Source organism: Mucilaginibacter gynuensis (assembly GCF_039541195.1).
GTDB lineage: Bacteria > Bacteroidota > Bacteroidia > Sphingobacteriales > Sphingobacteriaceae > Mucilaginibacter > Mucilaginibacter gynuensis.
Window position 1 is genome coordinate 242,766 of sequence record NZ_BAABFT010000004.1, and the last position, 21,917, is coordinate 264,682.

The 21,917-nt window shown below is 43.1% G+C and carries 26 protein-coding genes; 19 read left to right on the plus strand and 7 right to left on the minus strand.

From position 1 onward, the window contains the following. Nucleotides 1-19 precede the first annotated feature (19 nt). From uvrA to ABD894_RS10150, 11 genes are all read left to right on the plus strand, one after another. Nucleotides 20-2,863 carry an excinuclease ABC subunit UvrA gene (gene uvrA, locus ABD894_RS10100; protein ID WP_345210900.1) on the plus strand — a complete coding sequence of 948 codons (2,844 nt, stop codon included), beginning with the start codon at nucleotides 20-22 and terminating at the stop codon, nucleotides 2,861-2,863. A 57-nt stretch (nucleotides 2,864-2,920) separates the two neighbouring features. Next, on the plus strand, nucleotides 2,921-3,094 hold the full coding sequence (locus ABD894_RS10105) for a hypothetical protein (protein WP_345210901.1): 174 nt from the start codon (nucleotides 2,921-2,923) through the stop codon (nucleotides 3,092-3,094). A 90-nt stretch (nucleotides 3,095-3,184) separates the two neighbouring features. Continuing rightward, complete coding sequence (locus ABD894_RS10110; RefSeq protein WP_345210902.1) at nucleotides 3,185-3,439, plus strand: type II toxin-antitoxin system Phd/YefM family antitoxin; 255 nt, start codon at nucleotides 3,185-3,187, stop codon at nucleotides 3,437-3,439. Further along, entirely contained in the window at nucleotides 3,436-3,690 is a 255-nt protein-coding gene (locus ABD894_RS10115) for a Txe/YoeB family addiction module toxin (protein ID WP_345210903.1), read from the plus strand. Before ABD894_RS10110 ends, ABD894_RS10115 begins: the two co-directional genes overlap by 4 nt. A gap of 47 nt (nucleotides 3,691-3,737) precedes the next feature. Next, nucleotides 3,738-5,240, plus strand: coding sequence for an NAD(P)H-hydrate dehydratase (locus tag ABD894_RS10120; protein WP_345210904.1), 1,503 nt, complete (start codon nucleotides 3,738-3,740; stop codon nucleotides 5,238-5,240). Between the two features lie 199 nt (nucleotides 5,241-5,439). After that, nucleotides 5,440-5,946: a GbsR/MarR family transcriptional regulator gene (locus tag ABD894_RS10125; RefSeq protein WP_345210905.1), complete on the plus strand. Its 507-nt coding sequence runs from the start codon at nucleotides 5,440-5,442 to the stop codon at nucleotides 5,944-5,946. A gap of 75 nt (nucleotides 5,947-6,021) precedes the next feature. Continuing rightward, a complete protein-coding gene (locus tag ABD894_RS10130) occupies nucleotides 6,022-6,402 on the plus strand; it encodes a hypothetical protein (protein WP_345210906.1) in 381 nt (126 codons plus the stop codon). Nucleotides 6,403-6,428: 26 nt separating this feature from the next. Beyond that, complete coding sequence (locus ABD894_RS10135; protein WP_345210907.1) at nucleotides 6,429-7,244, plus strand: DUF393 domain-containing protein; 816 nt, start codon at nucleotides 6,429-6,431, stop codon at nucleotides 7,242-7,244. Between the two features lie 7 nt (nucleotides 7,245-7,251). Next, entirely contained in the window at nucleotides 7,252-8,166 is a 915-nt protein-coding gene (locus ABD894_RS10140) for a TIGR01777 family oxidoreductase (RefSeq protein ID WP_345210908.1), read from the plus strand. Between the two features lie 21 nt (nucleotides 8,167-8,187). Further along, nucleotides 8,188-9,171: a hypothetical protein gene (locus ABD894_RS10145; protein ID WP_345210909.1), complete on the plus strand. Its 984-nt coding sequence runs from the start codon at nucleotides 8,188-8,190 to the stop codon at nucleotides 9,169-9,171. 253 nt (nucleotides 9,172-9,424) lie between these two features. Beyond that, entirely contained in the window at nucleotides 9,425-9,925 is a 501-nt protein-coding gene (locus ABD894_RS10150; protein ID WP_345210910.1) for a hypothetical protein, read from the plus strand. Between the two features lie 2 nt (nucleotides 9,926-9,927). Here the strand turns inward: ABD894_RS10150 and ABD894_RS10155 are convergent, their stop codons facing one another. From ABD894_RS10155 to lipA, 3 genes are read right to left on the minus strand one after another with little or no spacing between them, the layout of a single operon-like run. Then, complete coding sequence (locus tag ABD894_RS10155; protein WP_345210911.1) at nucleotides 9,928-10,767, minus strand: anti-sigma factor; 840 nt, start codon at nucleotides 10,765-10,767, stop codon at nucleotides 9,928-9,930. Between the two features lie 3 nt (nucleotides 10,768-10,770). After that, nucleotides 10,771-11,322 (minus strand): RNA polymerase sigma factor, encoded by a 552-nt coding sequence (locus tag ABD894_RS10160; RefSeq protein ID WP_345210912.1) that lies wholly within the window; start codon nucleotides 11,320-11,322, stop codon nucleotides 10,771-10,773. Between the two features lie 23 nt (nucleotides 11,323-11,345). Beyond that, a complete protein-coding gene (gene lipA / locus ABD894_RS10165) occupies nucleotides 11,346-12,224 on the minus strand; it encodes a lipoyl synthase (RefSeq protein WP_345210913.1) in 879 nt (292 codons plus the stop codon). Between the two features lie 178 nt (nucleotides 12,225-12,402). Between lipA and ABD894_RS10170 the strand changes: the two genes are divergently transcribed. Together ABD894_RS10170 and ABD894_RS10175 are read left to right on the plus strand one after the other, a co-directional pair. Continuing rightward, nucleotides 12,403-12,804, plus strand: coding sequence for an OsmC family protein (locus ABD894_RS10170; RefSeq protein ID WP_345210914.1), 402 nt, complete (start codon nucleotides 12,403-12,405; stop codon nucleotides 12,802-12,804). Nucleotides 12,805-13,095: 291 nt separating this feature from the next. After that, complete coding sequence (locus ABD894_RS10175; protein ID WP_345210915.1) at nucleotides 13,096-13,746, plus strand: DUF2711 family protein; 651 nt, start codon at nucleotides 13,096-13,098, stop codon at nucleotides 13,744-13,746. Nucleotides 13,747-13,909: 163 nt separating this feature from the next. Here ABD894_RS10175 and ytxJ read toward each other — a convergent pair whose 3' ends face one another. From ytxJ to ABD894_RS10190, 3 genes are all read right to left on the minus strand, one after another. Next, entirely contained in the window at nucleotides 13,910-14,239 is a 330-nt protein-coding gene (ytxJ, locus tag ABD894_RS10180) for a bacillithiol system redox-active protein YtxJ (protein WP_345210916.1), read from the minus strand. A gap of 244 nt (nucleotides 14,240-14,483) precedes the next feature. Beyond that, the gene (ribH, locus tag ABD894_RS10185; RefSeq protein WP_345210917.1) at nucleotides 14,484-14,981 is read right to left on the minus strand and encodes a 6,7-dimethyl-8-ribityllumazine synthase; all 498 of its coding nucleotides are present in this window, start codon (nucleotides 14,979-14,981) and stop codon (nucleotides 14,484-14,486) included. A 160-nt stretch (nucleotides 14,982-15,141) separates the two neighbouring features. Next, a complete protein-coding gene (locus ABD894_RS10190) occupies nucleotides 15,142-15,819 on the minus strand; it encodes a tetratricopeptide repeat protein (RefSeq protein WP_345210918.1) in 678 nt (225 codons plus the stop codon). A gap of 142 nt (nucleotides 15,820-15,961) precedes the next feature. On the opposite strand from ABD894_RS10190, the gene recF reads away from it, so the two are divergent. Together recF and ABD894_RS10200 are read left to right on the plus strand one after the other, a co-directional pair. After that, nucleotides 15,962-17,062 carry a DNA replication/repair protein RecF gene (recF, locus tag ABD894_RS10195; RefSeq protein WP_345210919.1) on the plus strand — a complete coding sequence of 367 codons (1,101 nt, stop codon included), beginning with the start codon at nucleotides 15,962-15,964 and terminating at the stop codon, nucleotides 17,060-17,062. Next, a complete protein-coding gene (locus ABD894_RS10200) occupies nucleotides 17,055-17,345 on the plus strand; it encodes a DciA family protein (RefSeq protein ID WP_345210920.1) in 291 nt (96 codons plus the stop codon). Before recF ends, ABD894_RS10200 begins: the two co-directional genes overlap by 8 nt. Before the next feature lie 159 nt (nucleotides 17,346-17,504). Here the strand turns inward: ABD894_RS10200 and ABD894_RS10205 are convergent, their stop codons facing one another. After that, nucleotides 17,505-17,924: a nucleoside-diphosphate kinase gene (locus ABD894_RS10205; protein ID WP_345210921.1), complete on the minus strand. Its 420-nt coding sequence runs from the start codon at nucleotides 17,922-17,924 to the stop codon at nucleotides 17,505-17,507. 126 nt (nucleotides 17,925-18,050) lie between these two features. Between ABD894_RS10205 and ABD894_RS10210 the strand changes: the two genes are divergently transcribed. The 4 genes from ABD894_RS10210 to ABD894_RS10225 all read left to right on the plus strand — a co-directional run bounded on the left by ABD894_RS10210 (nucleotide 18,051) and on the right by ABD894_RS10225 (nucleotide 21,907). After that, nucleotides 18,051-19,061: a DHH family phosphoesterase gene (locus ABD894_RS10210; RefSeq protein WP_345210922.1), complete on the plus strand. Its 1,011-nt coding sequence runs from the start codon at nucleotides 18,051-18,053 to the stop codon at nucleotides 19,059-19,061. A gap of 2 nt (nucleotides 19,062-19,063) precedes the next feature. Next, entirely contained in the window at nucleotides 19,064-20,032 is a 969-nt protein-coding gene (locus tag ABD894_RS10215) for an FKBP-type peptidyl-prolyl cis-trans isomerase (protein ID WP_345210923.1), read from the plus strand. Between the two features lie 66 nt (nucleotides 20,033-20,098). Then, nucleotides 20,099-21,091 (plus strand): FKBP-type peptidyl-prolyl cis-trans isomerase, encoded by a 993-nt coding sequence (locus ABD894_RS10220; RefSeq protein ID WP_345210924.1) that lies wholly within the window; start codon nucleotides 20,099-20,101, stop codon nucleotides 21,089-21,091. Between the two features lie 48 nt (nucleotides 21,092-21,139). Next, entirely contained in the window at nucleotides 21,140-21,907 is a 768-nt protein-coding gene (locus tag ABD894_RS10225) for a TatD family hydrolase (RefSeq protein ID WP_345210925.1), read from the plus strand. Nucleotides 21,908-21,917 lie beyond the last annotated feature (10 nt).

Here is a 21,917-nt window from a genome sequence, read left to right on the forward strand (position 1 = left end):
CTTGCTTTAGTATTAATATATGAGTGAAAAACATATTGATCTGGGCGACCAGAGCCAGGTTGAGGTTTATGGCGCGCGGGTACATAATTTAAAAAATATTGATGTTGCTTTTCCGCGTAATGAGCTGGTTGTTATTACCGGTTTAAGCGGCAGCGGTAAATCATCGCTGGCTTTTGATACCATTTATGCCGAAGGGCAGCGCCGTTATATGGAAACATTTTCGGCCTACTCGCGCCAGTTTATGGGAGGTATGGAAAGGCCCGATGTGGATAAGGTATCGGGCTTGAGCCCGGTGATCGCCATTGAACAAAAAACCACCAGTAAAAACCCGCGCTCAACCGTGGGTACCATTACCGAGATATACGATTTTATGCGCCTGCTTTTCGCGCGCGCAGGTGATGCTTATTCGTACAGCACGGGCGAAAAAATGGAGCGGATGTCTGAAGACCAGATCATGCGTACCATTTCTGAAAAGTTCGACGGGCAGCCCGTGAATATTATGGCCCCAGCGGTAAAAGGGCGTAAAGGCCATTACCGCGAATTGTTTGAGCAGATCCGTAAGCAAGGCTACCTGAAAGTTTGGATTGACGGCGCAATTGCCGATGTTGAACCTAAAATGCAGGTTGACCGTTACAAAATTCACGATATTGATATTGTGGTTGACCGCCTTGTGGTAAGCGAAAAAGACAGCAAGCGTTTATATACATCTGTACAAGCCGCGTTAAAACTGGCAAAGGGCATCATTCGCGTGGCGGATAAGGATAATAATGTATCCTATTTCAGTAAATACCTGATGGATCCGGTATCGGGCATTTCGTATGATGAACCGCAACCTAATACCTTCTCGTTCAACTCGCCTTATGGCGCTTGCGAAAAATGTAATGGCCTGGGTTATATTTTCGAGGTAGATGAAGCATCGGTGATTCCCAATCCTAAATTGAGTATTCAAAATGGAGGATTGGCCCCTATAGGCGAATACCGCGAAACGTGGATATTCCAGGTGTTGAAAGCGCTGGCCAAAAAGTTTGAGTTTTCGTTAACTACGCCAATAGAGAAACTGGAGCGTGAAAAGCTGGACATCATCCTTAACGGTACCGAAGAAAAGATCACCGTAGCGGTTGAATATAATAAGTGGAACGTGCAAAGCTATACCATCAATTTTGAAGGTATAGTAAAAATGCTGGAAGAGCAGCAGGAACGCCGTAACGATGAAGGCATGGACGATATGGAAAACTATCGTGTGCTGCGTACCTGCCCAACCTGCGGCGGCGCGAGGCTTAAAAAAGAATCGTTACATTTTAAGGTAGATAATAAGAATATTTTTGAGCTGGCTACTATGGACATCAACAACCTGCAAGAGTGGTTTGATGGGCTGGAAGATCGTTTAAATGATCGCCAAAATGTGATTGCCCGCGAGATCTTGAAAGAGATCCGTGCGCGCATCGGTTTCTTATTGGATGTTGGATTGAGCTATTTAACGCTTGACCGTACAGCCAAAACGCTTTCGGGCGGCGAGGCGCAGCGCATCAGGCTGGCTACACAGATAGGCTCGCAATTGATGAACGTAATGTACATTCTGGATGAGCCAAGCATAGGCCTGCACCAGCGTGATAACGAACGCTTGATCAACGCCCTTAAAAACCTGCGCGATCTGGGGAATACCGTATTGGTAGTGGAGCACGATAAGGATATGATACTGGAAGCCGACCATGTAATAGATATGGGGCCGGCAGCCGGTGTACATGGCGGACAAATAGTAGCGCAGGGCACACCTGCCGAACTGATGGCCATGAATACGTTGACTACCTCCTATATTAACGGCAGCCTGCAAATTGCTATCCCCGAAAAACGCAGGGAAGGCAATGGCAAAACATTATCGATTAAAAATGCCACCGGCCATAACCTTAAAAAGGTAAGTGTTGATTTCCCGTTAGGGAAACTCATTGGTGTTACCGGGGTATCAGGTAGCGGGAAATCGAGTTTAATTACCGAAACGCTGTATCCTATATTGAACCATCACTTTTTCAGGGCTAAAAAAACGCCTTTGCCTTATGGCAGCATTGATGGTTTGCAGCATATTGACAAGGTGATCGAGATAGATCAAACACCGATTGGCCGTACGCCGCGCTCAAACCCGGCTACTTATACCGGTGTGTTTTCAGATATCCGTAACCTGTATGTTCAATTGCCCGAGGCACGTATCCGCGGTTATAAGCCCGGCCGTTTCTCGTTCAACGTAAAAGGCGGCCGTTGTGAAACCTGCCAGGGTGGTGGTATGAAGGTGATAGAAATGAACTTTTTACCTGATGTACAAGTACCTTGCGAAGAATGCGGCGGCAAACGCTACAACCGCGAAACGCTGGAAGTACGCTACCGCGGCAAATCCATCAGCGATGTGCTGGATATGAGCATTGAGGATGCTACACCATTTTTTGAACACATCCCGGCCATCTACCGTAAAATAAAAACCTTGAACGATGTTGGTTTAGGCTATATCACTTTGGGACAGGCATCTACCACGCTATCGGGCGGTGAAGCACAGCGTGTAAAACTGGCAACCGAGCTATCTAAAAAAGATACCGGCAACACCTTCTACATACTTGACGAACCTACAACAGGCCTGCACTTTGAAGATATTAACGTGCTGTTAGGCGTTATCAATCAACTGGTTGATAAAGGCAATACGGTGCTGGTAATTGAACATAACCTTGATGTAATTAAAGTAGTTGACCACGTGATAGACCTTGGTCCCGAAGGTGGATCAGGGGGCGGAAAGATCCTTTTCTCGGGCACACCGGAAGGTTTATGCAAGGTTAAGGATAGCTTTACCGGCAGGTTTTTGAAGAAAGAGATGGGGCTGTAAACATGGAGATAAGATCGTATATTTGTTATACGGTCTTATTGGTAAAGTATTTAAACAATGACAACTATAACAATTGATATTCCGGATGGGCACACCGAAGAGGTGATGGCTCAACTGAAAAAGTTGGGGGTGCAAGTGCGCGAATCCAAACTATCAAAATTGGATAGTTTAACAAAGGAAGATTACAACAAGCATTTCTCAAACCAAGCGAAAGCCAGCAGGAATAAATAAAGTAAAGAAGCGATTTCTGTATAAAAAAGCACATGTACGTTATCTTGTACATGTGCTTTTTGTTTTATATCTTTATAAAAACAGAAATACATGCAGGTTACAACATATACAGCATTCAGGCAGCAATTGAAATCCTTTTTAGATAAAGTACGCAATAGCCATCAGCCTTTGATAGTAACTACCGCAAATGGCGAAGATGTGGTAGTGCTTTCAAAAGCCGATTATGAAAGTATGGAAGAAACCTTCTATTTACTTAAAAGTCCTAAAAATGCAGCGCGCCTGTTAGATGGCATTGCCGCTTATGAAAAAGGATTGGCTAACGAGCAGAAGCTGATAGAGGAATGAAACTTGTTTTTATTACAACGGGCTGGGAAGATTACTTGTACTGGCAGGCTGCTGATAAATCAATGCTGAAAAAGATCAACGCGCTTATAAAAGAAATTGAGCGCACGCCATTTGAGGGCAGCGGTAAACCTGAACCTTTAAGGCATAATTTAACAGGCTGGTGGTCGCGGAGGATTAACCTCGAACACAGATTAGTATATAATGTAGAAGATGACGCCATTATTATTTTGCAATGCCGGTATCATTATTAACTAAGGTGTAAGCAAACAATAATCATAAATAGTAACTTTATGATTATATGCTACCGCTGTTAACATCATCACAAATTCGCGAGGCCGACGCGTATACCATAGCTAACGAACCTATTGCTTCTATCGATTTGATGGAACGTGCTTCAAAGGCATTCGTGGGCTGGTTTCTCAATCATTTTCCTGATAAAACAAAAGCTATAAGCATATACTGCGGTACTGGCAATAACGGCGGCGATGGCTTGGCTATTGCCCGTATGCTGGCCGAACATCAGTATAAATATATCAATGTAAAGATCACCCGGTTTTCGGCAAAAGCTACCGATGATTTTAATACCAATTTGCAGCGTTTGCAGCAAACACCTGTTACTTATACCGAAATTAAGAGCGGTGATACTTTGCCAAACGAAAATGCCCTCATTATTATAGATGCCCTGTTGGGCAGTGGTTTGAACAAACCCTTAGATAACTATAAACAATTAGTAGATTATATAAACAACCTGCAAAAAACACTAGTATCGGTTGACGTACCTACCGGTTTTTTTACCGAAGGGGAAATTTACCCTGACGCGACAGCTATTAAAGCCGACCTGGTGATTACCTTTCAACAGGCTAAGATCAATTTCCTGCTGCCGGGTTCGGCCCCGTTTATTGATTGCTGGGAGGCGGTGAATATAGGGCACGATGAAACTTATCTGCAATCGCTTAACTCACCATACCAATTTGTGGAACGTAAGGATATCCGTAAAATATTGAAACCCCGTAAAGGCTTTAGTAATAAAGGTACTTATGGTCACGCGCTAATTATTGCCGGTGAAGCCAAAACAATGGGAGCGGCTTTGCTAAGTTCGGCCGGGAGTGCCTATAGCGGGACTGGCTTAACTACGGCCTGTATCCCCGAAAGTGGTTTGATTGCCCTGAATAGTTACCTGCCCGAATTGATGGCCATTACCCGGTCCGGCGATAGTCTGCCACAAATTGATTGGGATAAGTTTAGCGCGGTAGCCATAGGCCCGGGCTTGGGGAAGGACGAAATCGCTTTGGAACTAATGGCCGATTTGCTGACTAATTATAATAAGCCCGTAGTAATTGATGCCGATGGCCTGAACCTGTTATCGGCTCATCGTGAATTGTGGACCAACTTGCCCAAAGGAAGTATCCTCACTCCGCACATGAAAGAGTTTGACCGCTTGTTTGGTGAGCATAAAGGTTGGTGGAGCCGCCTGCAAACTGCGAAGGAAAAGGCAACTGAGCTCGGCATCTATATTATACTAAAAAATGATTATACCATAACGGCCACGCCCGAAGGCAAACTGTACTTTAATTCGACAGGGAACCCGGCTATGGCAACGGGTGGCATGGGCGATGTACTTACCGGTATACTGGTATCGTTACTGGCACAAAAATATACACCCTTAGAGGCTTGCCTGGCAGGTATTTATATACACGGAAAAGCGGGGGATGAATTGGCAGTACCTAACCGCCTGAATGTGGTATTGCCGGGTAAACTCGCGGCACAGTTGCCGGCTACCATGGCAAAATTGATGGCATAAAAAAAGAGGTAGTGAGTATCCCGCAACCTCTTTTTTTCTAACTATTAACTGACCTTATAAAGAACTAAATACTCATTTATTGTCTATAAGACGTGTCGACTTTTAAAACGTTACAGCAAATCGTAAAAAAGATTAAATAAATTTAAAAATAAACTTTCATTATTTTTTGAAAGTTTAAAAACTTCTATATATTTGCATCATGGAATTGGCAGAAGCAAAGTTGAAGTTCATTGAAACCTGGGGCAAACTCGGATCGGAGTGGGGTATAAACCGCACCATGGCCCAGGTACATGCCTTGCTGCTGATCTCTCCGGAAGCACTTACTACCGAGGATATTATGGAAACCCTAAGCATCTCGCGTGGTAATGCCAACATGACCCTGCGCGATTTAATAGGCTGGGGACTGGTAGAAAAACAACATAAAGCAGGCGAGCGTAAAGAATACTTTTTTGCTGATAAAGATGCCTGGAACATTGCCCGCCAGGTAGCTCAGGAACGTAAAAAGCGCGAGCTGGACCCGGTACTGAAAGTATTAAACGAGCTATCAACTTTGAAGGGCGACGAAAAAGACCCTGACTTTAAAACGTTTAAAACATCGCTTGCGGGTATAAACAAGTTGGCAGGCAACGTAAACAAAACTTTAGAAACCATGATAAAGGCAGAAGAAAGCTGGTTTTGGGGCTCAATTTTTAAGCTATTTAAATAGCTCTATTTTTTTTGTCTATAAATTTCATTATTTACTGAAAATTCAAAAATTACAAACAAATAAATACTTATCATCATGAACTATTTTATTATCACTTACGCATTCTACATCATTATCAGTATCGCCCTAACTGTTTGGGTAGCAAAAGTTTTATTCAAAAACGGGCTGATCTTCCTGGTGGATATCTTCCATGGGAATAGCCCACTTGCCGATTCTGTGAACAAGCTGCTGGTAGTGGGTTTCTATCTCATCAACATCGGTTACATGAGCCTTGCGCTAAAAGAGGCGGGCAGCATACCAAACACCCAAGTAGTAGTTGAGGTATTGAGCTATAAACTGGGCTGCATCATATTAATACTCGGCGGCATGCATTTCCTAAACCTTATCATATTTTTCAGGCTTCGCAGCAGGGCGCAGCAACAAGTAAAACGTACCGTTTTTGTAGAGAAACAGTAGTAGTCAACCCCATAAACTCATGAATCATGAAAACGCTTAATAACCATATTATACTTTACGATGCCGAATGCCCAATGTGCAGCTTGTATACCAAAGCATTTATCAATACCGGTATGCTCGATAGCAATGGCAGGCAGCCTTACCAAACCATGCCCGATAGTTTTTGTCCGCTGGTGGACAGGCAACGCGCAGTTAATGAAATAGCGCTTGTAAATACCCAAACGGGTGAGGTGAATTACGGCATAGTAAGTTTGTTTAAAGTTATCGCCAACGCTTTCCCGGTGTTTAAGGGCTTGTTTAGCTGGAAGCCGTTTATATGGTTCATGAGTAAGGGTTACTCTTTTATATCATACAACAGGCGGGTAATTGTTCCGGGTAATGCGGATGATGATTTTGAAGTGCAACCTACGTTCCGACTGATCTACCGTTTGGCTTATCTCTTATTCAGCTGGTTAGTGGTCGGCTTTATCCTTACCGCTTATGCCCCGCTTTTAAAAGGCATGGTACCGGTAGGTAACGAATACCGCGAATACCTGATCTGCGGCGTGCAGATCGTTTTTCAAGGAATCATCATCAGTATGTACGCTGCCCGTAAAAAGTGGGATTACCTCGGTAACATGATGACGATCTCTTTAGCAGGTGCATTGTTGCTGTTGCCTGCGTTGTTGCTCGCGCAATTTGTGGCCCTGCCTGCTATCGCTTACACCCTTTACTTTTTAGGCGTTGCGGGGTTAATGTTCCTGGAGCACATTCGCCGTACAAAAATACTGGCTTTGGGTTGGTTAATGACCATTACCTGGATACTTTACAGATTAGGTATATTGGTTTTAATACTTAAATAGCATCATCATGAAATACAATAAAATTATACTGGCCGGCGGCAGCGGTTATTTAGGCAAGGTGCTCGCCGCGCATTTTAGTGGGCAAGCTAACGAAGTGATCATTTTTACCCGCAACCCAAAGACCGGTAACGGCAATGTTAAAATGGTTTATTGGGATGGCAGTACCCTTGGCGATTGGGCAAAGCATCTCGAAGATAGTGATGTGCTGATCAATTTGGCAGGTAAAAGTGTGAATTGCAGGTACAACGAGGCTAACATGGCCGAAATATTTTCATCAAGGTTGAATGCCACAAGGGTATTGGGCGAAGCACTGAAACAAACTGTTAACCCGCCTGCTTTGTGGATGAACGCTGCATCGGCCACCATATACCGCCATGCCGAGGACCATCCGCAAGATGAATATACCGGCGACATCGGTACAGGTTTTTCTATAGAAGTTTGTAAAAAGTGGGAGCATGCCTTTGCCGAACAGGTAGTGCCCGGCATCCGTAAGGTAGCACTCCGTATTAGTGTGGTATTGGGCAAAAATGGAGGTGTGCTGCATTACTACACCAACCTGGCCAAATACGGACTGGGCGGTATACAGGGTGATGGTAAACAATATTTCAGTTGGGTGCATGAAGATGACCTTGCAGGCAGTATCGAGTTCCTGATAGCCCACCAGGAGCTGGAAGGCGCGTTCAACATAGCTTCACCCTATCCCATACAAAATCACGAGATCATGCGGACGATGCGCAAGGCAGTAGGTGTACCCTTCGGTTTGCCTGCCTCAAAATGGATGCTCGGCATAGGCACCCTGCTGTTACAAACCGAAACAGAACTGATACTGAAAAGTCGCTGGGTGCTGCCCGCACGTTTGCTTGATGCCGGGTATACATTTAAAGTACCTTACATAAAAGATGCTGTTGAAAAAAGTATTTAATCACCTAAACCTTATCATATCATGATAAAACCTAATATTAAGAGAATACTGCTCATCGTTGTGTTGCCGCTCGTGTTCGCGCTTATTGTGCACTCCTTATTTAACCTGGAGAGCTTGAATGGACTGTTTACCATCATGTCTGTCAGCTTTATATTTTTGGTGCCCTTTGGTATAGGTGCCTTAACTATTTTTCTGTCGGGTATTGAATCGGTGAAGAAAATGAGTTACCGAGTTTTTACACCCTGGATCCCAATCCTTGCCTTTATGTTACTTACTATGCTGGCCTCGCTTGAAGGTTGGGCCTGCTGGTTAATGGTGCTGCCGTTGTTTTTAGGTGCTTCCAGCCTTGGCGGAATGGTGGCGGGGCATTATAAATTGAAAAAACACCGTAACGAAAATACTTACATTTCGGTAATTGCTTTGCTGCCATTGCTGGCATCACCGGTTGAACGTTACATCGGTGATCATCCATCGGTTTACAAAGCCTATACTTATATTGATATTAAGGCTGATAAAAGCGAGATATGGCCGAACGTTACCCGTGTAAGGGCAATAAAAAAAGACGAAGACAAAGGCTGGCTTACCGAAAAGCTGGGCTTTCCGCGCCCGATACGTGCTGAACTTAACTATAATGGTGTAGGCGGTTATCGCAAGGCTATTTTTGATAAAGGGTTGATCTTCCACGAAGAGGTAACCGACTACAAAGATCAGCAAGAAATGAGCTTTACCATAAAAGCGAATCCCTACGAAATACAGTCGACTACTATGGATGAGCATGTGGTTATCGGCGGCCGGTATTTTGATGTGATGGATGGCACGTATCAGCTTCAGCAACTTAATGCCACCACGTATCGCCTGTATTTGTACAGCCATTTTAAGCTGACCACCACCTTCAATCTCTACGCATCGCTTTGGGCCGAATGGATCATGAAAGATATTCAGAACAATATTCTTCAAGTAATAAAGGAGCGGTCGGAGTTGAAAAGTATTGTAGCGATGCGGTGATAACACCGACCGGGAGGCTGAAGGGAAACTCCAGCACCTGTCATCCTGAACGAAGTGAAGGATCTTCTTCACTATGCATGTCTGCTACTTGCTGAGAGCAGAAGATTTTTCGCTATCACTCAAGAGAGTAGTTTCTCACTACGTTCGAAATGACAACCTGTTTGCCATATATGTAAGCTGAATTGGGAAGCCCCTTCCTTTAAACAAAATGACATTAATACTTACCCAAACCTTATCACTAAAAAATTAACAAATGAAAACCCTACAACAAAAGATCCGCAAAAATATCATCATTGTTATAGCCGGACTGGCTATCAGCGGTATAACCGCCTTTCCTTTGGAAAGTGAGCTTAGCTGGCTAACAAGTGTTACCACCTGGGCGCCAATCTTTATGCAAGATTGGCTGCACACCATTTACAACGCTATTAAAACTACCAATCAACAATACCCTTATTTGAGTTACGGTACCGATTGGCTCGCTTTCGCGCATTTGGTATTGGCCCTGCTTTTTGTAGGTACGTTAAAGTATCCAGTACGCAATATATGGGTAATACAATTCGGGATGCTGGCTTGTGTATTGATATTTCCGCTGGCATTTATTGTAGGCAATATCAGGGGGATACCATTCTTTTGGCAGCTGATAGATTGCTCTTTCGGCGTAATAGGAATTATACCATTGTACCTTGCCTATAAACAGGCAAAACAGTTGGAGAGGTACTATCTTGAAAAAGGATTATCGGTAGCTAAAATCTGATATTAGATAGCCTTGATCACCATCATTTGATCCATTGTTGGGTTTACGCTGCCGCCGCGTGGTTCAAGTGTAACCGCGAATGCTTGTGGTACCGCTACTTCCTTCATCTCTTTCATGTCGGCATCTTCGTTATCGGCAAGTGCTGCGTCAAATACACCAAGGTCAACCGGTTTACCGTTAACAATGGCCCATAGTTGGTATTGATGGTCTTTATCGTTAGCAGGCAGTTTAAGGGTGGCCATATCAATAACTACTTTCTTTTTAACCGGGCTCCAGGCTACCATCATAGCCGAAGCCGGAGAATGAGGTGTACCCTGTAGTTTAATGAATTTATAAGAAGTATCACGGAAAACACTCAATTGCCTGTCGACCAGGTTTACGCGGTTACTAAAGCGTTGGTTTTGCAGGTTTAAAGAGGCAATGGTGCTGTTAGAATCTTGCAAACGATTGTATACATTAAGCAAGGCAACCACACTCACAATTAACAGTGCAAGGCAGGCCGCGAAGGCATACTTGTAAAAATTAACCGTTTTTGGTGAATTAAATGGTACAACATTATCTTCAACCGGCGTATGGTCAACCGTACGGCCGGGGAAGTTGTTATCGTCAGAAAAAGTAATGAGCAGGCTGTTAAGTACCCTGTGGCGCTGTTTTTCAGTAGGTTCAATGGCATGCGCCGAAGCATAATATTCAAGGGACGCTTCAATGGCATCCAGTTCGGCTTTCACCTCCGGATGTTTTGAAGCCATCTCTTCTACCTGTACCTTTTCGGCTTGGGTTAAATCTCCCAGTACGTAAAGCTCCAGTATGCCCGATTCGATATATGCCTTAATGTCTTCCACTTTCTAATTAAAATTTTTTCTGAGTTGCTGTATAGCCATACGTAACCTTGTTTTAATGGTACCCAAAGGCAGCTTCAGTTCATCGGCGGCTTCAACGTGGGTGTACCCCTTAAAATAAACAAGGTCAAGTATTGATTTTTGCTCGGGCTTTAAATTCTGTACCAGATCTTTTAATCCCAGCAGCTCAGGCTTGTAAACCGTATTTTTTTGTTCGTCGATAAAAGTTACGTTATTTTCGAGTTCTTGGTTTTTATTATGGTTCCTAAAATCTTTCGATCTTACTTTATCAATGGAGAGGTTTCGCGCAATATTCACCATCCAGGTAAATAAACGGCCTTTTTCGCTGCTATAGCTCGAAAAAGAATGCCATATTTTTACAAAAGTTTCCTGTAAAACATCTTCGGCGATCGCCTCATCTGTTATTATGCGAGAGATAACACCGAACAACGATGCCGAATACATATCATACAATGCCTCCGCGCCCACCTTTTCGCGGTGGCGCAGTGCAAGTATAAGTTCTTCTTCCGACAATGATATTTTGTGTTTCTTACTCACTGCGGTGAAGATATAAAGAAATATTAGAATTCAAAAAGGTGTTTTTCAGCATGATATGATGAGCGCACTAAAGGACCGCTCTCTACATATCTAAAACCCATCTCAAGGCCTTTTTGTTTGTAAAAATTAAATTGATCCGGATGAATCCAGTCAATAACCGGGTGATGGGTCTTTGTAGGCTGTAAATATTGGCCCAATGTAAGTATGTGAACACCGGCATCAAGCAGATCGGCCATGGCTTCCAATACATCGGCTTCGGTTTCGCCCAGGCCAAGCATAATGCCCGATTTGGTGCGCAGTCCTGCTTGCGATATTTGGCGCAGGCAATCTAAACTACGATCGTATTTGGCTTGTATACGTACCTCGCGGGTTAAGCGGCGTACGGTTTCGAGGTTGTGCGATACTACTTCTGGCCTTACCGCAATTACGCGGGCAAGGTTTTCCCAGTTACCACGAAAATCGGGCAGCAGGGTTTCTAAAGTAGTTTCAGGGCTTTCGCGACGGATAGCGTTAATGGTTTCGGCCCAGATGATAGAACCGCCGTCTTTCAGATCGTCACGGTCAACCGAGGTAATAACGCAATGTTTTACCTGCATCAGTTTAACCGAAGTAGCAACACGGTTTGGCTCATCTAAATCAACCGCTAAAGGCCTGCCGGTGGCAACCGCGCAAAACGAGCACGAACGGGTACAAATATTACCCAATATCATAAACGTGGCCGTACCTGCACCCCAGCACTCGCCCATGTTAGGGCAATTACCGCTTTCGCAAATAGTGTGCAGCTTATGCTCATCCACTAAACCACGCACATGCGCATACTCTTTTCCAACAGGAAGCCTCACGCGTAACCAATCTGGTTTACGTTGTACTTGTGTGGCAGGAACTACCGGCAATTCGATCATATATACAAAAGTAAATAAAAACAGCTTAACAGCCTAAAAGCATATAGGCTTACTTGTATGAATATTACAGTTAATTGATATATTAAAAACGAAATACATCAGCTTAAACATAACTTTACACTTCGTTTAATAGTATCAATAAAACCAAAATTTAAATTTACGAGTATAAAGCATTATTATGGCAACTATAGAAACTACTTATCTGGGCGATTTGCGTACCGAGGCTACCCACCTGCAATCGGGCACAAAAATAATTACCGATGCACCGGTTGATAACCAGGGCAGGGGCGAAGCCTTTTCACCAACCGACCTACTGGCGGCATCATTAGGCAGCTGCATGCTTACCATTATGGGCATTGCCGCCCGTACGCATAGCATTGATATTGATAATACGCAATGCTCCATCACCAAAATTATGGCCGCCAATCCGCGCCGGGTATCTGAAGTGGTGGTGAACCTTAAATTCCCGAAAGAATATACCGAAAAAGAACAAAAGATACTGGAACACGCGGCGCTTACCTGCCCCGTATACCTCAGCCTGAATGCCGACCTGATAAAAACGGTTGATTTCGGGTGGTAATGGAAGAAGTCCGCAAGTCGGAAAGTCCGGAAGACTGAAAGTTGAGGGTTTGGGAAGTTGAGGAGAAATAGCAGTTGGGGGTAGTCCTGTCACCCTGAGCCTGTCGAAGGGTGCGTGGGTGAAGGCCTCTGCGCACGATCCTTCAGGCTCCTGTGACATATTATGAAACTGTCATTCTGAACGCAGTGAAGAATCTTCTTCGCTTTAAAGTTCGCCGACAGATGCTTCGTACCTCAGCATGACAGTTGATGAGTAATGTGAGTTATAAGGGCGTTTTTAATGGTATAAAACATGGAAAATAAAGAAACAAGATCAACGCCAAATATTCCGCATAACATCAGGTCGCCGCACGGAGATGATACTATATTGAACTTTTACAATGGGCATTTTGATTGTGTTTATATTATCCTCCATCCGTTTTATAAAAATATTAGTACGGTTGAAAAACTATCATGGGCTGAATTTCTACTGCTTTCCGGTTTAGAAAATATCAACCGCCTGGATATAGCTTTGCGTAGCTCGATCGGCGGGCTTGTAAAAATTCATCATAACGAAAGTGATCTCGCCAAGCTTCAAAATACAGCAGACCTAAACAATATTATGCTACCCGAAGAAGGAAACTTTAGTTCATTATTAATAGATGATATGTTAAAGACTCTTTTGAGTCTCGGACATGAATGGCTATACATTGGAGATGAGTTCGGTTTCGAACGCCGGATAGTATATATTCGGGATATTATTGGTGATCATTCAGATGTTAATCTGCATCACGAAAGTTGGTACACAACCAAGGGCGAAGTGCTTTATGCAACACATTGGGATAGTCATTACACTTTATTATGTAGCGACCGCAGAACTATAGAAAGGATTTTAGAGGATTACCCTTTTGAAGGATTCTTTTGTGATAATAGAACCAAAATATACTGGAGCGTGAGTGGTTAAAACAGAATACTTATAGGAAGATTGTCGTTAACAACAAAAGAGCGGCCTGATAATTCAGGTCGCTCTTTTTATATCTTGAATTTGTAAATAACCGTTTAAGGTAATCACCATTAAAGCAAACTTTCGGACTTCCGGTCTTTCCGACTTCCGGACTTCAAAAAACCTACTGAACCATCTCCAGCGTTTCATCTACAGAGATGCCGCCGTGTGACTGATCGAGTATGCACTCGCCGTTTTTTATGAGGAGTAGTTGTGGTGATTCGTGGTGAACCTGAAAATCGTGGGCTATCTGTCCGGATAGTTCGCGGTATTTGATCAGGTCTAAAAAGTATAACGGCATATCTTCGGGCAGGTTTTCCCAATCCAACTCAAAGCGTCTTTTAGCCATCATGCTGATAGAACAACGTGTACTATGTTTAAATATCAGGCTGTAGCCCGGGTTTTGTTTAATTTCCTCAATCTGCTCTTTCGTTTCCAACGCTATCCAACTCATAAACAATAACTATTTATTTTTAATTATACCTTTTCTACAAAATTACAGCAAAGTGCCCTAATAGTTTTAAAAGAGGTACAAAAATGACAAACTACTGTTATCTACGGCCTTTTGGATAAGAATCATAAGCCGGACAAAGCTTATTTGAGCATGATGCGAAGATGCTTACCGCGAAGGCCACCAAAACTATATAGATGATTGTTTTCATTTTACGCCGGGATATTTTTTTAACTATTATACGTAATTAACCTTTTAAAGTTTTAGCCATGTCAGCCATTTTTATAGCGGTGATGGCAGCTTCGTCGCCTTTGTTGCCATGTTTGCCGCCGGCCCTGTCAATAGCTTGCTGCTGGTTATCAGTTGTTAATACGCCAAATATAACAGGTTTTGCATATTTAATGGCAACATTACTTACACCATTGGCCACAGCGTTGCAAATAAAATCGAAATGCCTTGTTTCGCCCTGTATTACACAGCCCAGGCAAATTACGGCGTCTAAATCAGGTAGATTTTTTAACAACAGATCGGCACCCGAGGTAAGCTCGAAGCTGCCGGGTACGGCGTAGTTAAAAATATTTTCGGGCAGGGCACCATTGGCTATCAGGCTTTGGTAGGCGCCCTGGTATAAAGCGTTGGTAATTTCGGCGTTCCATTCGGCTACTGCTATGCCAAATTTGTATGGCGCTGCCGAAGGTATTTGTGTAGCTGAAAAATCAGACAGGTTTTTAAGCTGTGTAGCCATTGTTGTGGGGTTTTGAAGTTGTAATGTTTTAATGTTGGAAGGTTGTAATGTTGCCTTCCTTGTTGTACAAAATATGTTTAAAAAACAAAAGGTTGTAATGTGATAACCGAAAGTAACCTTTCCAATTATAACATTACAACCTTTCAGTATAAAAAATTGATTACTGTTTTGCTTCGGCGCGGGCGATGTACTCGTCTATATTTTGCGCTTCAGGGCTTTCAGGATAATCTGATTTAATTTTTTTGTAAGTATCTGCTGCTGCTTTATTGTCTTTTTTAGCTTCGTAAACCAAGCCTAATTTTTTCAAATATAAAGGCGACAAAAATTTATTAGCCGCTTTATCAGCCGCTTTTTGAAAGTATGACTCCGCGTTATCGTATTCTTTCAACTCTACGTAAGCATCACCGGTGCTGCCCAGTGCTTCTGCGGCAACCATGTAATCATCACCACGGTAGCTGCTCAGGTTATCAATAGCTTTACGGTATTCGCCTTTGTTAAGGTATGCTGTGCCTAAGTAAAAATAAGCAAGGTTGGCAGCTTTGGTATTGCTGTACTCACTGATGATCTTTTCAAAACCAGGATAACCGGCATCGCCTTTAATGGCTTTGTCCCAATCTTTTTTAGCCCAAAAATCTTGTGCTACATGCATTTGATCGGCCGCTTCAACTTCGCGCGGTGCAAGGTATACCTTTAAATATGCGATGTAGATAATCGCCAGCACAACAACTGCTGCTGCTATAAATAATAAGCTCTTTTGGTTTTCGCGCACAAAATTGCCTGTCGGTTTAACTGCTTTATCTTCGTTCACAATTTTGGTGTTCGCTTGGGGTGTTGACATTTTTATTCAAAAATTAAGTTTGCAAAAATACAGTTTTCAAAGTTTTTATCAACACCTTTTAACTTAAATAATTAACCGGCCTTTTTTGATGCATTTGTATAGTGAAAGGCAAGCATGTAAGTGTTAAATTTGAACCCTGTTTATGTATCTGCAACAACTATCAGTAATCAACTTTAAAAATTATACCGAGGCCGGGCTAACTTTTAGCGACGGCGTTAACGCCTTTTTGGGCAACAACGGCACGGGAAAAACTAATTTGCTCGATGCTATTCACTACCTCTCGTTATGCAAGAGTTACTTTAACCCTATTGATACACAGCAGATAAAGCAAGGAACTGATTTCTTTTTTGTTACCGGTACCTTTGATAAAAATGGCAAGCCCGAAGCCGTGGCCTGCTCGGTAAAACGTAACCAGAAGAAGCAATTCAAGCGCAATAAAAAAGATTATCAGCGCCTGGCAGATCACATAGGTTTACTGCCGCTGGTAATGATATCGCCCTATGATATCAGCATTATTATAGAGGGGAGCGAGGAACGCCGTAAGTTTATCGATAACGTAATATCGCAAACTGATAATAAGTACCTCGATGAACTAATCACCTATAACCGTGCCCTCGTTAACCGCAACGCGCTGCTGAAACGCATTGCCGAAACCGGCAGGTACGACCCCGATTTGATGGAGGTACTGGATGAACAGCTTGTGTTATCGGGTAACCGCATTTTTCAAAAGCGCAAGGCTTTTATGGAAAGCTTTACCGAAATATTTAACAAGCACTACACCTTTATAAGTGATGATGCCGAACTGGTGAGCATGGTATACGAGTCGCAATTACTGCACGATGATTTTGGCGCGCTGCTGAAAAAAACGATGGAGAAGGACCGTGCCTTGGAACGTACCAATACCGGGATACATAAAGATGACCTGCAATTTTCGGTGCACGGCATGGCCATGAAAAAGTTTGGCTCGCAGGGGCAGCAAAAGTCTTTTTTAATTGCGCTTAAGCTGGCACAGTATACCTATTTATATATGCAGAAAAAGTTTAAGCCCCTTTTACTGCTCGATGATATTTTTGATAAGCTCGACGATAACCGCGTAACCAAGTTGATGCAAATGGTATCGAACAATGATTTTGGGCAGGTGTTTATTACCGATACCAGTACCACTCGGGTGCAGCATATATTTAATAATATAGGTGTTGAGGTACGGGTTTTTAATGTAAAAGGAGGAGAAATTGATGCGTAAAGCAAATGATAAATCGTTGAAGGAAGCCATTGAGCAAATGCTGCAGGTTTACAAGCTGAAACGCAAGTACGATGAAACCTCCGTAGTAGCCAACTGGCCGCAGCTGGTAGGCACATCGGTAGCCAACCGTACCAAAGAATTATTCATCAACAACAAAAAACTGTTTTTGAGGATAGAATCGTCGGTAATTAAAAACGAACTGATGAGCATTCGCAGCCAGATCATCGAAAAGATAAACGGCGAAGCCGGAACGGTACTGATAGAGGATATTGTATTCCTGTAGGTAGATTAAGGAATACGAGGACAGGAGTGTTGCAGCGCACAAAAAAGCGTCATTGCAAGGAACGAAGCAATCTATAAACTATACAGAACGACTCTGTAAGTAGGGGATTGCTTCGTTCCTCGCAATGACGCGGGTATTTCGGATATTATCTAATATCGATTAAAATTGCTCGAATGCCGAGAAAAAGAAGCTTCCTTCAATTTTAGCGTTCTCGTCAGAATCTGAACCGTGTACAGCGTTAGCGCCGATTGATTCAGCATATAACTGGCGGATAGTACCTTTATCTGCTTTAGCAGGATCAGTAGCACCAATCAGTTTACGGAAATCTTCAACCGCGTTATCTTTTTCTAAGATAGCCGCTACGATTGGGCCTGATGACATAAAGCCAACCAACTCATCGTAAAACGGACGGCCTTTATGCACTGCATAAAATTCGCCAGCTTTTTCGGTTGATAATGAAGTGTATTTAAGGGCTACTAATTTAAAGCCGTTTTTTAAAATTAAATCTAAAATTGCACCAATGTGGCCGTTCGCTACCGCGTCTGGCTTAATCATGGTAAAAGTTTTGTTGGTTTCCATTATGTTGTATTCAATATTGAGGCGCAAAATTAATGTTTTAAGGCCTGATTTTTAAAGTTTTTTGTATTTAAATAAAGGTAATCTATTTGATAAAAATAATTATGTTTGCAATCTTTTTGAATATTGATGTTAGATTTATCCGCGCTTACCGAATTACTGGCTCAACCACGTAGAATTGTGATCACTACCCATCATAAACCTGATGGCGACGCGATGGGTTCTTCGCTGGGTTTGTACAATTATTTGATACAGCTTGGCCACCACGCCAAAGTAATAGCGCCTTCCGATTATCCCGACTTTTTAAGCTGGATGCCCGGAAATGAAGAAGTGATCATCTACACAGAAAACACACAGCAATCTGAAATTTTAATAGCCGAAGCCGAACTGATATTCTGCCTGGATTTTAACGCGTTAAACCGCATTAATGAAATGGGCGAACTGGTAAGGCAAAGCCCCGCGGTTAAGGTAATGATAGATCATCACCTCGATCCGGAAGATTTTGATGATTTCCGCTATTGGGATATCAATGCCTGCGCCACCGCACAACTGGTGTATACCTTTATAGTTGATGCCCTAAACAGCAAGCACCTTATTAATAAGGATGTGGCCAGCTGCCTGTATACCGGTATCCTTACCGATTCGGCATCGTTCCGTTTACCAAAAACTACTGCCGAAGTACACCGCATAGCTGCCGACCTTATTGAGGCCGGTGCCGTTAACTGGCGCATACAAGAGCTGGTGTACAATAGCTCGTCAGAAAACAGGCTGCGTTTCCTGGGCCATTGCCTGGCAAATAAATTGGAAGTGATTGACGAATACAATACGGCCATAATTTCCGTTACTAAACAGGAGATGGACCAATATCATTCAGTTACAGGCGATACCGAGGGCATAGTTAATTACGCGTTATCAATAAGCAATGTGCGTTTGGCGGCCTTTATTGTTGAACGCAGCGATGCTGTAAAGTTATCATTACGCTCAAAAGGGGAGTTTCCGGCAAACGAGATCTGCAAAAAATACTTTAGTGGCGGCGGTCACCGCAATGCGGCCGGCGGACGGTCGGAGTTACCGCTTAACGAAGTTGTTGAATTATTTAAATCAATTTTACCAAACTATAAAAAGTTATTAATACAATAGAAATGAACAAAAAACTGATGTTTTTAGCGCTTGCTGCTATCGGACTGGCAAGTTGCAACGGTGGATTTAAACAAGGGTCGGGAGGTTTGCTTTACGATATTCATACTGATAAAGATGGTCCTGCCATTAAAGAAGGTGACTTTGTTAGCTTAAACATGACGCTTAAAACTGAAGGTGATTCAGTATTGGGCAGCACTTATGATATGGGTCGCCCGGCACCGCAACTGATACAAAAACCACAAAGCAAAGCCGATTTTACTAACGCTTTATTATTATTAAGCGAAGGCGATAGCGCTACCGTTAAAGTAAATATCGATTCGGTAATACCTAAAGGCCAGCCAAGGCCACCTGCAATTAAAGGTAAATATGTTATCTACCAAATTAAGGTTGAAAAAGTAATTGCTAAAGGCAAACTGAGCGACCAGGTATTTAACGGCCGTATTTCTGATTACATGAAACAACAAACTGATGCTGTTAAAGCTAAAGAGCCTGCCATCATCGAAAAATATGTAAAAGAAAAAGACCTTAAAGTTACCAAAACAGCTTCAGGCTTAAACTACGTGATCACTAAACCAGGCAGCGGTCCTGTTCCGGTTGTGGGTGATACCGTTGAGGTAAACTATACAGGTACATTACCAACAGGTAAAGTGTTTGATACAAGCGTTAAAGAAGATGCTGTTAAAGCTAAAATTAACGATGGTATGCGTCAGTACGCGCCAATCCGTATCCCTGTTGGCGAGCACAAAGTTATTCAAGGTTGGGATGAAGGCTTGTTGTTGTTAAACAAAGGCGCTAAAGCAACTTTCGTAATTCCATCGAGCCTGGCTTATGGTGAGCAAGGTGCACAAGGCGTTATTCCGCCGTTTACACCAATAATATTTACTGTTGAAGTAATAAATATTATTAAACCAAACCCTAACGCTCCAAAACCGGCTGCACCTGCTATGATGCAAGCTCCGGCTAAAAAATAATTGAACGTTTCAAAATTTTAACAAAGCCTTCCTGAACCCAAAACTCAGGAAGGCTTTTTCGCACCCATGAAAAAGAATATTTTAATTTTAGCATTGTTTGGCCTGGCAGCAGGCGCCAATGCGCAAGCCCCGCTGCGTACGCCTAAAGGTGCCAGCTACACCGTAGTTACAAAAGGCACCGGCGAAAAGGTGAAGCTTGATGATGTATTAACTTTTGATGTAATTCAAAAAAACGATAAAGACTCGATACTATACAGTACCTATAAAATAGGCAAGCCGGTAAAAGCGCAGGTTACCGCGTCGCAAAACGTGGCCGACCTGATGGAGCTGTTTCCGCTGCTTACTGTGGGCGATAGCGTTGTGGCCAAGGTGCCGGTTGATAGCGTGTTTAAAGGCCATGAAGATCAAATGCCGCCTGTATTTCAAAAAGGTGGTAACATTGTTTTCAATATTAAAATTCGTAAAACCCAACTGCTTGCCGACGCTATTGCCGAACGCAACGCCGAGGGCGAAAAGCTGAAACAAAACGAAGGTGTTGAAGCCGCTAAATACATTGCCGATAACAAATTGACTCCGGTTACTACCGCGTCGGGTTTAAAATATATTATTACCACGCCATCAGCAAAACGTAAACCGCTTGTGGGTGATACCGTTTTGGTAAATTATACAGGCAGTACGCTGGCTGGTGTAGTATTTGATTCGAGCGTGGCGGCAGAAGCCGCTAAAGCTAACCTTAGCCAGCCGGGCCGTAACTACGAACCTTTTGAGGTGGTGCTTGGCCAGGGCAGGGTAATACCGGGTTGGGAAGAAGCTTTACTGTTGCTTAACGAAGGCGCTAAAGCTAAAGTGATCATCCCATCGGCCTTAGCTTACGGTGAACGTGGCGGAGGCGAAGTAATTAAACCATACAGCACATTATTGTTTGATATAGAGCTGGTAAAAATAAAACCTGCTAAACACGTAAAGGCAGCGCCAGTTAAAGCGAAGCCCGGTGCAAAGAAAGCGCCTGTTAAAAAGGCTGCTGCTAAAAAAACAGTAGCAGGTAAAAAGAAAAACTAATTATAGAGCCTTCTGCATAAAATCAGAAGGCTTTTTTATTTTTGCCGCATGGTGTTAACTGATACACATACCCATCTGTACTATGAAACAGATACTGATAAGCGGGCGGCGTTGATTGAGCGGTGTAAAGAGCATCATATTGAAAGGCTTTTTTTACCTAATGTAGATACCGGTTCCATACCGCTGGTATTTGATCTGGTAAATGCCTATCCCGATCTGTGTTTCCCGATGCTGGGCGTGCACCCATGCGATATTAAGGAGAACTGGGAACAGGAGCTGGATAATGTACACCAGGCTATCGCGCAGCATAAAATATACGCCATAGGCGAAATAGGGATTGACCTTTATTGGGACAAAACCTTTTTGAAAGAGCAGATCATCGCCTTTAACCGGCAGATAGCCTGGGCAAAGGAGCTAAAGCTGCCTATTGTAATACATTGCCGCGATGCTTTTGATGAGGTGTACGAAGTATTACAGCAACAGGCCGATGAAAACCTGCGCGGAATATTCCATTGTTTCGGTGGTACGGTGGAGCAGGCCAACAAGATCATCGATCTTAATTTTTACCTGGGCATAGGCGGCGTAGTTACCTACAAAAACTCGGGACTGGATAAAGTGGTGGCAGAAATTGACCTGAAGCATATAGTTTTAGAAACAGATTCTCCGTATCTTACCCCCACCCCGCACCGTGGTAAACCAAACGAAAGCTCATACTTAATTTATGTAGCGCAAAAACTGGCAGATATTTACAATGTAAGCCTGCAAACGGTAGCCGATATAACAACACACAACTCAAAGCTGATTTTCGGCGTATGAGTTTTATAAT

Coding starts and splice junctions, on each gene's coding strand:
- ribH (WP_345210917.1), bottom strand. CDS start 14,981: ATGGCTACACAGCTTAAAAACCTGTCTGATTTTTCAGCTACACAAATA.
- ABD894_RS10125 (WP_345210905.1), top strand. CDS start 5,440: ATGGAATTGGCAGAAGCAAAGTTGAAGTTCATTGAAACCTGGGGCAAA.
- ABD894_RS10225 (WP_345210925.1), top strand. CDS start 21,140: ATGGTGTTAACTGATACACATACCCATCTGTACTATGAAACAGATACT.
- ytxJ (WP_345210916.1), bottom strand. CDS start 14,239: ATGAGTTGGATAGCGTTGGAAACGAAAGAGCAGATTGAGGAAATTAAA.
- ABD894_RS10140 (WP_345210908.1), top strand. CDS start 7,252: ATGAAATACAATAAAATTATACTGGCCGGCGGCAGCGGTTATTTAGGC.
- ABD894_RS10150 (WP_345210910.1), top strand. CDS start 9,425: ATGAAAACCCTACAACAAAAGATCCGCAAAAATATCATCATTGTTATA.
- ABD894_RS10135 (WP_345210907.1), top strand. CDS start 6,429: ATGAAAACGCTTAATAACCATATTATACTTTACGATGCCGAATGCCCA.
- lipA (WP_345210913.1), bottom strand. CDS start 12,224: ATGATCGAATTGCCGGTAGTTCCTGCCACACAAGTACAACGTAAACCA.
- ABD894_RS10220 (WP_345210924.1), top strand. CDS start 20,099: ATGAAAAAGAATATTTTAATTTTAGCATTGTTTGGCCTGGCAGCAGGC.
- recF (WP_345210919.1), top strand. CDS start 15,962: ATGTATCTGCAACAACTATCAGTAATCAACTTTAAAAATTATACCGAG.
- ABD894_RS10120 (WP_345210904.1), top strand. CDS start 3,738: ATGCTACCGCTGTTAACATCATCACAAATTCGCGAGGCCGACGCGTAT.
- ABD894_RS10210 (WP_345210922.1), top strand. CDS start 18,051: ATGTTAGATTTATCCGCGCTTACCGAATTACTGGCTCAACCACGTAGA.
- ABD894_RS10190 (WP_345210918.1), bottom strand. CDS start 15,819: ATGTCAACACCCCAAGCGAACACCAAAATTGTGAACGAAGATAAAGCA.
- ABD894_RS10170 (WP_345210914.1), top strand. CDS start 12,403: ATGGCAACTATAGAAACTACTTATCTGGGCGATTTGCGTACCGAGGCT.
- ABD894_RS10105 (WP_345210901.1), top strand. CDS start 2,921: ATGACAACTATAACAATTGATATTCCGGATGGGCACACCGAAGAGGTG.
- ABD894_RS10110 (WP_345210902.1), top strand. CDS start 3,185: ATGCAGGTTACAACATATACAGCATTCAGGCAGCAATTGAAATCCTTT.
- ABD894_RS10200 (WP_345210920.1), top strand. CDS start 17,055: ATGCGTAAAGCAAATGATAAATCGTTGAAGGAAGCCATTGAGCAAATG.
- ABD894_RS10115 (WP_345210903.1), top strand. CDS start 3,436: ATGAAACTTGTTTTTATTACAACGGGCTGGGAAGATTACTTGTACTGG.
- ABD894_RS10205 (WP_345210921.1), bottom strand. CDS start 17,924: ATGGAAACCAACAAAACTTTTACCATGATTAAGCCAGACGCGGTAGCG.
- ABD894_RS10145 (WP_345210909.1), top strand. CDS start 8,188: ATGATAAAACCTAATATTAAGAGAATACTGCTCATCGTTGTGTTGCCG.
- ABD894_RS10130 (WP_345210906.1), top strand. CDS start 6,022: ATGAACTATTTTATTATCACTTACGCATTCTACATCATTATCAGTATC.
- uvrA (WP_345210900.1), top strand. CDS start 20: ATGAGTGAAAAACATATTGATCTGGGCGACCAGAGCCAGGTTGAGGTT.
- ABD894_RS10175 (WP_345210915.1), top strand. CDS start 13,096: ATGGAAAATAAAGAAACAAGATCAACGCCAAATATTCCGCATAACATC.
- ABD894_RS10215 (WP_345210923.1), top strand. CDS start 19,064: ATGAACAAAAAACTGATGTTTTTAGCGCTTGCTGCTATCGGACTGGCA.